This window comes from Caballeronia humi, from assembly GCF_001544475.1.
In the GTDB taxonomy this organism is placed as follows: domain Bacteria; phylum Pseudomonadota; class Gammaproteobacteria; order Burkholderiales; family Burkholderiaceae; genus Caballeronia; species Caballeronia humi.
Genome location: NZ_FCNW02000090.1, coordinates 1 through 13,054, shown reverse-complemented (window position 1 = coordinate 13,054; position 13,054 = coordinate 1). Strand labels below are relative to the sequence as shown.

The 13,054-nt window shown below is 59.2% G+C and carries 15 protein-coding genes and 1 pseudogene; 9 read left to right on the top strand and 7 right to left on the bottom strand.

The window, feature by feature from the left end; genetic code table 11:
* Positions 1-165, top strand: a 165-nt coding sequence (locus AWB65_RS32855; protein ID WP_143281821.1) for an NrsF family protein, incomplete at its 5' end; no start/stop codon positions are given.
* A gap of 650 nt (positions 166-815) precedes the next feature.
* Here AWB65_RS32855 and AWB65_RS32850 read toward each other — a convergent pair.
* The 3 genes from AWB65_RS32850 to AWB65_RS36755 all read right to left on the bottom strand — a co-directional run bounded on the left by AWB65_RS32850 (position 816) and on the right by AWB65_RS36755 (position 3,351).
* Positions 816-1,214, bottom strand: a complete 399-nt coding sequence (locus AWB65_RS32850) for a hypothetical protein (RefSeq protein ID WP_087670995.1) — start codon at positions 1,212-1,214, stop codon at positions 816-818.
* 23 nt (positions 1,215-1,237) lie between these two features.
* The gene (locus AWB65_RS32845) at positions 1,238-2,182 is read right to left on the bottom strand and encodes a DUF2950 domain-containing protein (RefSeq protein ID WP_087670994.1); all 945 of its coding nucleotides are present in this window, start codon (positions 2,180-2,182) and stop codon (positions 1,238-1,240) included.
* Between the two features lie 68 nt (positions 2,183-2,250).
* Positions 2,251-3,351: a DUF3300 domain-containing protein gene (locus AWB65_RS36755; protein WP_268808277.1), complete on the bottom strand. Its 1,101-nt coding sequence runs from the start codon at positions 3,349-3,351 to the stop codon at positions 2,251-2,253.
* A gap of 36 nt (positions 3,352-3,387) precedes the next feature.
* Between AWB65_RS36755 and AWB65_RS32835 the strand changes: the two genes are divergently transcribed.
* The 5 genes from AWB65_RS32835 to AWB65_RS32815 all read left to right on the top strand — a co-directional run bounded on the left by AWB65_RS32835 (position 3,388) and on the right by AWB65_RS32815 (position 6,990).
* Entirely contained in the window at positions 3,388-4,974 is a 1,587-nt protein-coding gene (locus AWB65_RS32835; RefSeq protein ID WP_235007997.1) for a putative bifunctional diguanylate cyclase/phosphodiesterase, read from the top strand.
* A 332-nt stretch (positions 4,975-5,306) separates the two neighbouring features.
* Positions 5,307-6,098 carry an EAL domain-containing protein gene (locus AWB65_RS32830; protein WP_087670991.1) on the top strand — a complete coding sequence of 264 codons (792 nt, stop codon included), beginning with the start codon at positions 5,307-5,309 and terminating at the stop codon, positions 6,096-6,098.
* Between the two features lie 206 nt (positions 6,099-6,304).
* Positions 6,305-6,535: a hypothetical protein gene (locus tag AWB65_RS32825; protein ID WP_087670990.1), complete on the top strand. Its 231-nt coding sequence runs from the start codon at positions 6,305-6,307 to the stop codon at positions 6,533-6,535.
* The gene (locus AWB65_RS32820; protein WP_327359507.1) at positions 6,536-6,700 is read left to right on the top strand and encodes a tyrosine-type recombinase/integrase; all 165 of its coding nucleotides are present in this window, start codon (positions 6,536-6,538) and stop codon (positions 6,698-6,700) included. It abuts the gene before it with no gap.
* A 20-nt stretch (positions 6,701-6,720) separates the two neighbouring features.
* The gene (locus AWB65_RS32815; RefSeq protein WP_235007995.1) at positions 6,721-6,990 is read left to right on the top strand and encodes a hypothetical protein; all 270 of its coding nucleotides are present in this window, start codon (positions 6,721-6,723) and stop codon (positions 6,988-6,990) included.
* 424 nt (positions 6,991-7,414) lie between these two features.
* Here AWB65_RS32815 and AWB65_RS32810 read toward each other — a convergent pair whose 3' ends face one another.
* On the bottom strand, positions 7,415-7,705 hold the full coding sequence (locus AWB65_RS32810; protein ID WP_087670987.1) for a DUF4148 domain-containing protein: 291 nt from the start codon (positions 7,703-7,705) through the stop codon (positions 7,415-7,417).
* Between the two features lie 1,163 nt (positions 7,706-8,868).
* Between AWB65_RS32810 and AWB65_RS32800 the strand changes: the two genes are divergently transcribed.
* Positions 8,869-9,177: a DUF4148 domain-containing protein gene (locus AWB65_RS32800; RefSeq protein ID WP_374729778.1), complete on the top strand. Its 309-nt coding sequence runs from the start codon at positions 8,869-8,871 to the stop codon at positions 9,175-9,177.
* A 609-nt stretch (positions 9,178-9,786) separates the two neighbouring features.
* Here AWB65_RS32800 and AWB65_RS32795 read toward each other — a convergent pair.
* Entirely contained in the window at positions 9,787-10,155 is a 369-nt protein-coding gene (locus AWB65_RS32795) for a response regulator (RefSeq protein WP_159907931.1), read from the bottom strand.
* Positions 10,156-10,683: 528 nt separating this feature from the next.
* A complete protein-coding gene (locus AWB65_RS32790) occupies positions 10,684-11,262 on the bottom strand; it encodes a hypothetical protein (RefSeq protein ID WP_087670983.1) in 579 nt (192 codons plus the stop codon).
* Positions 11,263-11,364: 102 nt separating this feature from the next.
* Here AWB65_RS32790 and AWB65_RS37380 point away from each other — a divergent pair.
* Together AWB65_RS37380 and AWB65_RS32785 are read left to right on the top strand one after the other, a co-directional pair.
* Positions 11,365-11,517, top strand: a pseudogene (locus AWB65_RS37380) (RES family NAD+ phosphorylase); the annotation flags it as partial.
* Positions 11,518-12,133: 616 nt separating this feature from the next.
* Positions 12,134-12,451 carry a hypothetical protein gene (locus tag AWB65_RS32785; RefSeq protein ID WP_235007993.1) on the top strand — a complete coding sequence of 106 codons (318 nt, stop codon included), beginning with the start codon at positions 12,134-12,136 and terminating at the stop codon, positions 12,449-12,451.
* 333 nt (positions 12,452-12,784) lie between these two features.
* On the opposite strand, the gene AWB65_RS32780 is transcribed toward AWB65_RS32785, so the two are convergent.
* On the bottom strand, positions 12,785-12,979 hold the full coding sequence (locus AWB65_RS32780) for a hypothetical protein (protein WP_087670982.1): 195 nt from the start codon (positions 12,977-12,979) through the stop codon (positions 12,785-12,787).
* Between the last annotated feature and the right edge of the window lie 75 nt (positions 12,980-13,054).

Below are 13,054 nucleotides of genomic sequence, written 5' to 3'. Positions count from 1 at the left end.
ACAGGCGCAGCAGGCGGCTTGCTGGCTGGATCGACCGCGACCCTTGCCTATTGCCTTCACTGCCCAGAGATGGGCGTGCCTTTCTGGGGCGTTTGGTATTTGCTTGGGATGATGATTCCCACCGTTGCTGGGGCGATACTAGGCTCGCGCCTACTGCACTGGTAGCGGTATCCCTTGAACCGAGTTCCAGCGCATACCTTCCCGCGTCTGGCGAAGGACTCGATCGACCAACATAATTCGCATTCGATTTTCTCACGCGCGGTCCGAGCCAAAACGTTCAAACACGAAAGTGATCGGGTTGTGAGGTATTGCCGCCGTGACGATGCTTCTCGCGTTCAAGACAGAAGACGCAGAGCCGTTTCAAGCTTGGCGTGAGGCGCCTCTCTGTCGCCGGTCCGAATGCAGACGCGCATCTAACGCCTTCCCTACGAACGAACTGCTACCCTGGATCAGTTGTCTCACAAGAGCGTCGACGTCAGATCTAGGAGTCTCGCTAGCCGCCGCCGCTGCAACCGGGGCATCATAGCCATCGATCGCGTCGATTGCGGTAATCTCATAGCCGTGCGCCCCTTTCATCCATCGCAACGCTGATAGTGCGCAGCCTATTGCGAAAAGCGGCTGCTTCGTCCTGCACTTCCGCGATCAATACAGGGCCCAAACATCTTCACGCGCGTCGATCGGTATTCGTAACGTCGCCCCGGTCACTCGAAATAGAGAGTCGCTTGTCGACCCCAAACCTGCGTTTCGATCTGCGCGTTTCCCATATCGACTGTATAGGGATAACAGTCGCTCTGCATTTGTGCCCGCACATGCGGTCACTGATCGCATCCCTCTCCGGCCGCCGACACCATCGTGTTGAACAGATTGACGCCGCTCTGTTCGAGCTTCGTGCAGGGGAACTGCGGCTCTCCGCATTCGAACCGCGCGGAAAGCTCGTAAGAGCCGTCGGTCAATGGCCGCTTGACGACCACGCCGTGCATCGTCGTTCTTACGCCCTCGAGGCGGGGCGACGTGACGATCGAATCCGGTAATACTTGCACGACCTGCATTCGCCCGACGCGGGGCAGCCAATCCTGAGCCGCGGTCCACATGACCTCGCACTGTTTCGCGTTGTGGCATACCGGCGCGGGAATCGAGACGACAGGTTCGGCGGGCGTGGTGAGGCATCCCGCCTGCAGAAAGGCGGTGATAGCGGCGAGAACGATTGTTTTCATTCCTGCTCCCAAATTGAATTCCGCTACTCGTTGGCGATTTGCGAATCCGGCACGCGCTGCCAGCCCGGGTCCGGGTCGTAGCGGCGGACTCGCGCCGCCTCGCTCGCCGTCTGCGGCCCGAAATTGCGCTGATAGACCTTCCCGTCGCTTCCTCCGATGAACGTCATGACGCCGGTCTGTCCGTACTTCGCAGGCCACGCGATCACCGCGTAACCGCCGCGCATCGCATCGTCTTCGAGGTAGTTGCGTGCGCCGCCGGGCGCGTCGGACCCTTGCGCGGTCAGGATGCGATATCGATAGCCGTGGTACGCCTCGTCGGGCGGTGCGTTCGGGTCCATCGTCGATGCCAGTTCGCCCAGCGGGCTTTCGGGTGCTCCATCGGCCGCCGGCCAGTACAGGCCGTCCTGCTTGCCGGGATGGCTGATGAAACGCCGCGCATACACGGTCTCGCCTTTGGCCTTGGCGAAGTCGCGCTGCGCGTCGCCGATGGCGAGCACCGTCTGGATCGCCGCCAGCTCGTTGCGGCCGATGCGCCTCAAAGCCACTTCGTCATGGGCCTGACGAATGTTGAAATGCCAGCCCGCCGCGCCCTGCTCGATGGGGACGGGCAGCGTCCAGCCTTCGTCGCCGGCTTGCAGATGCGCCGTGCCCTTGCCATCGTCGACGATCTCGTGATGCTTCGCGTACGCGGCGAGGAAGGCGTAGACGTCGTCCATGTCGATCGTGCCGATCGGGATGAACTGTTTATAGTCGGCGCCGAGGACCTTGCGCAGGGCGTCCTTGTCGTAGGTCGCGAGCGCCTGTTGCAGCGCGTCGGCGGCTGCGGCGGGTGTCGGGTAAACGGCTTGTGCGTTGGCGTAATCCGCTGTCAGCAAAAGTCCCCCCATCAGGATGAGAGCACCGACGACGGTCGATGCACGCGGGCGTGGCTTTTGGAACATCGTGCTTTCCTGTGCGGACGCGTTCATGAGGCACTCCTTGCATGAGAATTGGCGTGTGAGACGGATTCAAGGCAACAGTCGACGAATCCCCCGGTCTAGTGACGACGATGACCGCCGCCACCTCCCCCGATGTGCCCGCCTCCTCCGCCGCCTCCCCCTCCTCCGCCTCCGATGTGCCCTCCGCCGGCACGACCTCCGCCGCCCCCTCCACCGATGTGTCCACCGCCGCCACCTCCACCGCCGAGGTGTCCGCCGCCGCCTGCGCCAGCAGGCCGCACGCCGCCACCCCCACCGCCGGTATTCGGGCGCGCAGCATTTAGCCCGCCGCCCTTCGCATGTTCCGCAGCACGGCTTTGCTGGCCGCGTTCGATGTTCTGCTTGCTGGCCTTGCCGTTGCCTGCATCACGCAGTGCGTTGTCGCGGTTGACCGTCTGCGCGCGATTCTTGATCTCGTGGCGATTCCCCGCACCGGCACCACCGCCGCCGCGCGTGCCGTCCCGCTTGCCCGCGTCGCCGCCCTTGCGAATGTTGCTTGCGCGATCGGCCGCCGATGCGTTCATGTTCTGCCCGGTGCGTTGGCTGAGCGTCTGCCGGGCCTGGTCGCGCTGAGCGTTGTCGCGCCCGCGATACGCGCTGCGATCAGCGCCACCACCACCCGCAGCACCGCCCTTGAGCCTCCCGCTCGCCTGCATTTGATTGCGGTTGTTGATGGCATTGGTGCGATTCCAGTTCGATGTCGTGCGGTTTGCGTCGATCCGGTGATTGACGTTGATGTTGTTGTACCGGTTGACGTTCACGTTGACATCATGGCCGCCCCAGTCGCAGCCTCCCCACAGCGAGTTGGTGATCGCGATGCCCGCGCCGAATGCGAGTCCGGTCGCGAGCGCCGTGCCGACCGCGTATCCCGGGGGCGGAGGCAGATACGTCGGCGGATAGGTCGGATAGGGCCACGTCCCGTAGAAAGTCGTCGGATTGTAGGCGGGCACGTACACGACCTGCGGATCGGCTGGCTGAATGACGATCGTCTGGGTCGTCTGCTGAACCTCGACCTTCTGCTGCGGCGACGTCTTCAGGTTGCCTGCCGCGTAGGCCTTCTGCCGCAGGCGCTGCACCGAATCCATCACGTCGCCGGACTGCGCCAAAAACGCCTGCCCGATCGCCTCGACCCAGTTCGGGTTTTTGAGAACATGCTCCAGGGCTTGTGTCTTTTCAATCGTCGCGGGCGGCTCGTGATGTGCAACGACCAGTTTGCGCGCATCCTGCAGATTCCTGCGGATGGCGTACCCGCTGGCATTCCTCTTCGCACCGTCCTCCGCCGGATCTGCGAGCGGGCTGGAGCAGCAAATGTCGAACAAGTTGCTTCGATCGCAGAGTTGCGCAGGAAACTCATACGCGCTGTGACGCCTGGGCAGCCCAGGTCGCACTCCCCGCACGCCGAGTTCGTGCATCTCGGGCGCCATATCGCCGTCGTGACCCGTCTGCTTTCCCATGGCGGCTGGGTCTCGACGATTGAAGATGTCACTGACCGCCGAGCCGCCGAGCACCGGATTCGTCACCTCGCCCATCACGATCATCTGACCGATCTGCCTAATCGAATGAGCTTCCGCGATCGCTTGCGGCATCTGGTCGAGGCGGCAACCAACGGCCCACCTTTCGCCCTGCTCTATCTCGATCTGGACCGTTTCAAGCTCGTGAACGATACGCTCGGGCATCACATCGGCGACGAGTTGCTGAAGGCCGTCGCGCGTCGGCTGTCGTCAACGCTCCGGGAGAGCGACCATCTTGCTCGCTTGAGCGGTGACGAATTTACGATCCTTCAAACGTCGTATCGCACCGCAAGCGACGCGAAGGCGCTTGCCGAGCGCTGTATTCAGGCGCTGACGGCGCCTTTCGAGATCGCCGGCAATGAGATAACAGTCGGTGTGAGTATCGGCATCGTCAGTTGCACGCCTAGCGGTGTTGAAGCGGATACGGTGCTGCAGCAGGCGGACCTGGCACTCTACAAAGCCAAGCGCGACGGAAGGAATTGTTATCACCTGTACGAGCGCGGTATGAACGATCCCCTGCGCTTACGCAACGAGCTTGAAGACGACTTGAGGAAAGCGCTGCGTGCTGGCGAACTGAAGCTCTTCTACCAGCCGATCGTCAATGCGCGCACGGGTCAGACAACGGCATTCGAAGCGCTCCTGCGTTGGACTCACGATCGACGCGGGGAGATATCGCCGGCTGAATTCATTCCGATCGCGGAGGAGCGGAGCTTGATGCCGGAGTTGGGCGAGTGGGTCCTGATGCAGGCCTGCCGCGACGCTGCGGGTTGGCCGGAACATATTCGGCTGAGCGTCAATGTGTCGCCGGCGCAATTGCTATACGAGGACTTTACTCAGGTATTGATGCGATCTTTGAAAGCTTCCGGCCTATGCGCGCATCGCCTCGAACTGGAGATCACCGAAACCGCCCTGCTCGACCACACAGGACCACCACATAGACTACTCAACGAGATCCGGACGATCGGAGTGGGGGTCGCGATGGACGACTTCGGCACGGGCTACTCATCCCTCAGCGTGTTGCAGAGTTTCCCTTTCACTCGCGTGAAAATCGACAGGGAATTCGTCAGCGGCTTGGGGAAGAACCCAAAATCTGTCGCGATCGTGCGGGCGATCTGCGGGCTATGCACCACGCTCGAAATCCCGATCACCGCAGAAGGGGTGGAGACTGACGCGCAGCGGCAGGCGCTGCTCGAAGAACCATGCGGCGAACTACAGGGCTTCCTCATCGCACGCCCCGCTCCATTGGAGTGCCTGCAAGAATGGCTGAAATAGAAAATCTCGGTGATTCTCCGGTAACCCCGTCACGAGCGTGGGGCAGACTTCCTTGATCTTCATAACCCGTTCTGTTCAACGAGATGCTCCGCTGCGTCGAAGCTGTCGAAGGGTGCTGATCTTTCGCCTCCATGCAGGACCTGAACGTGTTCGTGCATCGGCGCTCGATTGACTGCCAGGCCGGCAACGACAGCACGATGTCTGTCCAAGGTTTGTTGAATCACGCTGCATATGCGTTCGTTGCTCTGCTCTCAAGATCCGCACGCGTCGTCCGTTAAACGAGGGGCCGGCCCGCACAACGGTTTCCTTCTCGCCCTCGACGAGTACGACGCATGACGCAGATTAACGACGCACGCATTCCCGAAGTACACACCATCAAGTCCGGTTGCACGGGTTGCAGGAACGACGCAGCCACGCCGATCGAACTGGCATTCGCATTCCAGCCGATCGTCGATGTCACCGCCGGCCGCGCCTACGCGCACGAGGCGCTCGTGCGCGGCCCGAACGGCGAATCGGCGGGATCGGTGCTCGCGCAAGTCGACGAGAGCAACCGCTATCACTTCGACCAGCGCTGCCGCACGACCGCGATCACCCAGGCGGCCGCGCTGAAAATGGAAAGCTTGCTCTCGATCAACTTCATGCCGAACGCAGTCTACCGCCCGGAAGCCTGCATCCGCAGCACGCTCGAGGCGGCTGAGAAACATGGCTTTCCGATCGAACGGATCATCTTCGAAACGGTCGAGGGCGAGAACATCATCAGCCGGCCGCATCTGGTTGAAATCTTTCGCGCGTACAAGCGCTTCGGCTTCCAGACCGCCATCGACGATTTCGGCGCGGGTTATTCGGGCCTCACCCTGCTGGCGGACTTCCAGCCCGATCTAATCAAGCTCGACATGGAACTCGTCCGCCGTATCGATACGGATTTTGTGCGGCAACGCATCGTGTGCGGAGTGCTCGCGATGTGCCGCGATCTTGGGATTCGCGTGATCGCGGAAGGAATCGAGACAAGCGCGGAACGCGATTTCTTCGCGGCGAACGGCGTGGCGCTGATGCAAGGCTATTTCTTCGCGAAGCCTGCATTCAAAGCGGTACCTGACATGAGCGAGGCTGCGTTCTCGGTTTGATAAAGCCGCGAACGGGAGCTGTACGTCGATGGCTATCCCCATCGCGACGCAACCCTCGGACCGCAGCAACATAGCTCTGCGGGCGGTGTCGTCAACAATCCAACGGGGTTCTTCAAGCGGCGCGATCGCCACGGCCAGGAGCGCTGGTGGTGTCAATTGCCGGCAAAGGCGACAAGCAGCGCCTGCTACCGGCCACGTCGGTGTAAATGGCGCAACTGGCGCGCTATCGGCAACACTATGAACTCCCTGCCCTGCCTATCCCGTACGAGCCGACGCCGTATCTGCTCCCGATTGGCGGCCAGCACAGGCCGATGACACGCGGCCGCGTTCACCTGATCATCAAGCAGATGTTTTACAACGCACTCGACCACCTGAATTCGGACGGCGAACCCCGCGAGCGTGCTGCGGAACGGCTCCGCCAAGCATCCGCGCATTGACTGCTGCATACCGCCGGCTCACACATGATGGACGGCCAAGTGGATCTGCGCTATGTGCGCGACAATCTGGGCCACGTGTCGATCTCGACCACCCGTCAATACCTGCACGCGGACGACGACGAGCGTCGCCGCGCCATTGAATCGGGGCTAAAGCTGAACTGGTAGAGACGGCGCCGAAAGAGAGCATGCTACACAGCACTCGCGACGTGAACGACTGGCCCAGCGTAGGCGAGATAAGGGCGAAAATGAAAAAAATTGAAGATGGCCAATACATTGCTATCTGCAAAGAGCGAAACGCACTCGCCGCGGCCATGAACGGGCATGCTGCGGTGTTTCCGGAAGCGCGATGCACGATCGCGAACGGACAAGCTGTATTCAAGCGCGACGGAACCATGGTCTGGTCGTGCAACGCCGCGTATGCCGAGGCAAACTTCAACCTAAAGCCGATCGCGTGACGCGTCGCCTTACTAAAGGGGAAAAACTGACATGAAGAACTGGCCGACGACCTTCACGATGACCTCCGCGTCGGCGCTTTCGCTCGCTGGCTGTGTCACAGGCGGCATCCATTACGGCGCGACGCCTCTGAGCGCAATGCGAGGCCGCGATCTCGCTGCGCTCAGGGCCAACGCGCGTATCACACACACGAGCGCAACTTAAGTGAACTGGCGGCGCACGTGAGGCGCAAGGTAGCGCCGTGCCTCGCCGCCCACTCTATGCCGTCGACCTTAGATTGTTTACCGATTCTCCCGGCTTCAAACAGCGGTTTGAAAACGGCCTTGGACCACCCTCAATCGCCGTTCGAAGCCGCGCGCGACACAACCACTGCTTCGAAAACGCGGCGCCCGCGCGCGAGATCACGTGGACAGCAATTTCTAGAACTCACGAACACTCGGTTTGGAACCAGTACTCAACGAGGCGTTGAGCGGCTTGGAGGTCGTCAGGGTAGTAAGGATCATCGAACCATGGCGACGGGTTATAGCCCGCCTTTCTTAGGGCGGCAAGTTCGCTCTGGTGCTCGCCAAACGTAGGATGTGGGTTGGACCTCAGTGCGGCTAAGTCACGACACTCAGTCGGACTGAGGTGTTTTCCTTTCGGCGGAGTTCCGCTAATGGCACATCCCAGCAGAAGAGACACTAACGCGAGAAGCGATATCGTCACCAACTTGGCCATGATCCTTGCTCCCTTCGAGCTACGCTCACCCAGGTTGGGTTTCAAATGTCTTTCCTAACTCGGATCCGATCTCACTTTCTCCGACATCGCCGATGAGGTGGCGGGTGTCTATCCGCGCGCAATGCGGCAGGGCGATCTGGATGCGGCGCGTGGTCGTGAGGTATGGTGGCGGGGCTCACACGCGACATTCCCACAATTGCGGAATTGATAAACCGGATCATATCGCAGGCAGAAGAGATCATCGCCTCGAGGCTGCAAGGGATGCTGTCACGAGACTTTCGGAGGGCAGGGATTTCGCTTTCGATGGAAACTCCGATGAGAGCAGGTGTGCCAATCCCAACTGGGGCGCGCAATATGGCTGCCCACTCTGGTCATCTCACTGATGAATTTGACGGCCGCTTCTGATTCGTGCGCACAAACAGGTGGCGTCTGCATTCCCGTGACTGAGCGAAAAACCGAGCTCGAATGCATCGTACATGCGGAAGAGCATCTCGGAGCACCTCCAGAATGGCCAGTTCACTGGCATATCGACCGCTTCGAAAGCAGTGGTGCTTCGGACGCGGCAAGGGAAAACGCGGAACGGTCGTCGAGATCTTAGGTCAGGTCTGGCTTTTTACAGTTGCCGACAAATCCGTGTCGCTCATTCGCGGGTGAGCACCTTGCCAGCTTGGGGCCATTGATGCTGCCTGTGACGCACTCGTTCATGGCGACCTATATGGAGGAAAATTTCAAGCCCGGCATGCAGCCAACGGTACATCGCCATCCGGGAACGGAAGCTAGGTTCGCTCTTTCGGGTGCACAATGTCTCGAAACCCCGCATGGTGAACAGGTTGGCCGCCCGGGTGCTCCAGCAATGATCGTGCCCCCGGCGAACCGATGTTGCTGACCGGGGTCGGTAAGAAGCAAGTCCACTGGCTTGTCCGCCTCCTGATGGACGCAACGACGCTTCGTGGATCCTCTGACGACGATTGGACGCCCAAGCATCCATGTGAACGCGGCGAGTCGAATCAGAGTGGCAATTAGCAAGTGGACCACAGCTACGAACTGCAAACAGCTAAGCGAACTAGAATGTAAGCCGGACGGTCCTAAAGTCTCGCAAACGGCGGATTCTGATAATCTGGCGTCTAAATGTTGCCGGCATGACCGGCGTTCAGGAGAAAATCGTGGCTGATACTTCGAAAATCAAGGCAGCTTGTGTTGTCGCCGCGGTGTCACTAGCGTTTTCTCAATTTCCAAAAGCGTTCGCTCAGACCGCAGCAACGTCCCCTGCAGTAGCCGCTGAGGGTGCGTCGGCGGCACCCAGCAAGGCAGAAAGAAAGGCCGCGAGGAAACAGGCTCGCGCCAAGAAGAATGCGGAACTGAAGAAATTGGAGGATGCGGGTTATCGGCCAGGTGCTCGCGATGACGCAAATTATCCTCAGGACATTCAGGATGCGCAAAAGAAGGCGGGCATCGGCCAACCGAAGCAGTAAGCCGCTGCATCACCTACTCCGGATAGTCCGACCGTATATCATTGCGTTTTCGCCGCTGTTAGCGATCGGGAAGTACGTGATGCACCGCAAGGATTGCTTATACGAACGCGATTAGCGGTTCTTCGCACTGTTCATCGTTAGAGCAGCGGCGGTAGGTCGAGGATGCGACGATTAAAGGCGTTTCATCTCGTGTCGGCAAGTTGTTCACACGCGGTTTTTACCTCGAGTGCGAACAACTTCGCATTTTCCGTACGCATTGTCTCGTATCCGCCAATTGTCCTTTGCTCACGATTCCATCCTTGCCTCCATCTTACTTCGAAGTCATCGGGCGCTGCGACCCTAGCCCTAACCTTCGCCTTATACGCAGACGCTTTGGCTAAAGACAATCCGCAGAAATTGGTTGCGAAATGAGCATTCGCTGCCGCGGCTTCAATCGTTGCCGCTCGGACGCCATCTCGATTGTCCAGGCCTGCTGATGTTGTCCGTCAACAAACAATAACAGAATAACAAAAGCCAATTGATTGACAAGCAGTAGCTACAATCGCGGGAGGGGCACATTGAACTTGCTCGCTTCGAAAGACTGCTGACATGCCACATCCTCGACTTGCTTTACTTGCTGAGTGCCTTGTCCAAAGCAGCGAAAAGTACGCCGGACGCGAATGGCTTTTGAAGGACCGTGGCATTAAACTCGGCCGCTCGATCCAGGCCTACGTCAGATGCATTGCCTGTTATGAATACGGCCGGTACCGCGTGACCTGCTGCCCTCAGTTCACGATACAGATCAAAGCCTGACTTCGTCGGCAAATCGATGTCAAGAACCATAGCGTTCGGCTTCCAGCTCGTTGCCGCTTCGAATGCCTCACTCGGCGATGCGCAGGCTAACACCTGCAAATCACGAACTTGCAGAAGGATTGATAGCGCCTGGCGCATCTCATCGTTGTCGTCAACTATGAGAATCTTGTAGCGATCCCTTGTCATTTCTTCGGGCCTCGGTCGAACGACAGATGGTTGATACCTAATCCGCTGCAGCCGCTTCCCGAACAGGGGCCGCATGCGCTTGCACTGCGTTCTCTTAAACTATAGAACACGCTTTATACAACAAGCCACTCACGTCGCTCGCCGAACTGGCCTTATGGGATGCTTCGAGTCGCCTGCCGCGCCCATGCAGTCGGCCTGTCGCTTGCAACCGTACGCCGCGTGGCTTCCAACGGAGGGCGACGAGTATTTCCAACTCGCGTGCAACCGTCGTCGAGGCGCTTCGTAAAAGACAACAAGAAGGTCGGTTTCTAATATTGGCGAGCGAATTTTCAATATCTTGGAGACGGACTGAAAATTCGGTATATCAATTTTGTGGGATGCTGCCGGTAGCGACGCCGCACATCGGATCGCTGCGGAGGCTCATGTCGTGTCATCGCGAAACTGGCCGCCCCAAGCCACTTCGAATAGCGTGAATCTTCACTCGTTCGTTAATGCTCCTTTATGTTAAATGATTGAATAAACGCTCGTTCAAACGCCGATAAACTGCACAGTCAGTTCCTGAACGATATCCGTCTGAGTCGGAATCATAGCGCGGCAGATCATCGTGGCGGCCGTTACGCCGCGCGTCTTCAATGACGTTCGTGTTGCCGCTCCGATGTAGGCCGCAGTGTGGTTGCCGAATTCGAAAGGATTGCCGGTGTCCGAGCGCATCAGGTAGCGATTGTCGGCTGCATCGGCGATGACCCATCGGAACTGGAAGTTGCCGAAAGGCGGCACCCCGTCGATGCGGAACATCGGCGTCTTCTCGTCAGTGCCATCGAGATCGATCGGTCCGCCGGGGTCCTGTGTCACGTTGAGCGTCTTGCCCTTATACGACTCGGCTCGCGACTTGATGCCAGTGTCGTACTTCAGGTAATGCACGAAGCAAGAGTATGAATCGGGCGTCCCCAGGCGCTGCGAAGTCAGCTTTTCGGTCTTCGCAGTCTCCGCGCACGTGTTGTAGGAAAAGTAGCCCGCATCGCCGATCTGATGGTCGAATGCATGTGCGCCTTCGTGAATCAGATTCTGCAAGCGGAGAACCGGGCTGGCCTTCGGCCAGAATTTCATGCAGATGTGGATATTGAAAAGCGGAGTGGTTCGCCGTCATATCGAGCGATGCACTGACCCCATTTATCCGCGCCAGCGAAGGCTATGGCGACTACCCCGGTTGACCAACTAGCGATGCGCGTACCGTCTGTCGTGTGCCCGAGTGATTTCAATCTGCTCCTGAACCCCATGCATCCGGGAATGGCAAGCGTCAAGGTCATAAGCGCCGAACCCTTTACGCTGGATCCGAGGCTGTTTGGCCGAGCGCCACGATGAGCCCCGCCGATATCGGACGCATGTAACGCCCATAAGGAAGCATAGCTCGAGCGCAATAGATCGTGAAGTCACCGTTGCAGCTATGTCCGTCCATCCTTAGGAAAACTATATAAAGTCAATAATCAAGTTTATTTAAACTCGTGACGAGATTTTCGGCGTGTGTGTGCGCTCGGCGCTCTGCATCTCGATATGTCGGCCACCGATGAAAGTCCCCGTTTGTTGCGCGACACTTATGCGCGCCGACATCTCGTCGCGGGAAAGAGACCAACGAACATAGCCTGCCTGGATTGTCAGAGTCACCGCACGGCAGACGATACCGCCTCCAGCTACTTTACGGGCTGAGCTTGCGACCGGATCAGCTAACACTGCGCGGCCGCGATGGCAGTTCGCATTTGGCCCCCGAGTGCGAAGAAAGTCGCGACGCGGAAGTGCACGCGGGTTACGAGGACGCTTCCGCGGCCGCCGGGTTTCTTTTCGCCCGGGCTTGGCGATTGCGCTGGGAGTCGACACGAACGCGATTCGAGCGCCCGAACGAACGTACTGCCTTGCTCGAAGAGGGTGTCGCATGGATAAATGAGAGGCGGCGACCTGCGGTCGTTTGCCAAAAGGACACAAGATGGAACGGATGAAACCCATGGACCCGATGGAACCAATGAAGCCCATGGAGCCGATGAAACCCATGCCTGCCATGGAAAAGTGGTGGCCTGACGATTTGGGCCACGCGTCTTCGAGCGGTTCACAAAATGACGTGCGCTACGCTTTCTTTGCCGAAAAGCATCGGCTGCTGATCGAAGAGCACGGCAGCGTTCGGACCTACGACAGCGGCGGTCACCACATTAACGGCGTATCGCAGCAGCAAAGCCACGGACACTCACTTGCGTTCACGAGTCAAATCGGGGTCGTCAACCTCGATGATTTGAAACAGGTAAGCTGAACCGTCTTGTTCTCGTTGAGCCAGCGCTGGTCAGCGTGGTCCGAGGCAAGCTGGCAATGATTGCGGATGCGGACAGCACATCGTCCCGGCGCGCCGCATGATCATCGCGGCCAGAGGCCGCATCGATTACGGCAAGCGTCGCGTCGCGGAGCTTGCTCGCCCGCTGGGTGGCTTTTGCTGTCTTAGGCCAGTTTTCCATCGTCACTTCGAATCTGATTTGGTAGGTCGTCGCGCAAGATCCACGAACACATCAGCAAAGACAGCATCGACCGCAGATTTCGTGCAAGAGACGATTTTTGCTGCGGCCGCCGCACTTCCCGACCACCCCTACGTCTATCGCGAGGGCCGCCGGCCAACACCCGAGAGATGGTCGTTCTGCCGAACTATGCTGTCCATCCAGATCATGCGGTCGTAGAGCGCCTGCAACTCGGCGAAGCTCCTGCCCATCGTCACCTCGCGCACGCTGTCTTCCAGGCCGAAGAGCGGCGCGGCGCTGCCATTCTCGGGGTATTCGTACCTTTCATGCAAATTCTGGCGATGAGTTTCCGCAGCCCTTATCCAGCAAGACTCCGCCGTGCTCTGGCATCTTGTCGAAGCTCAATC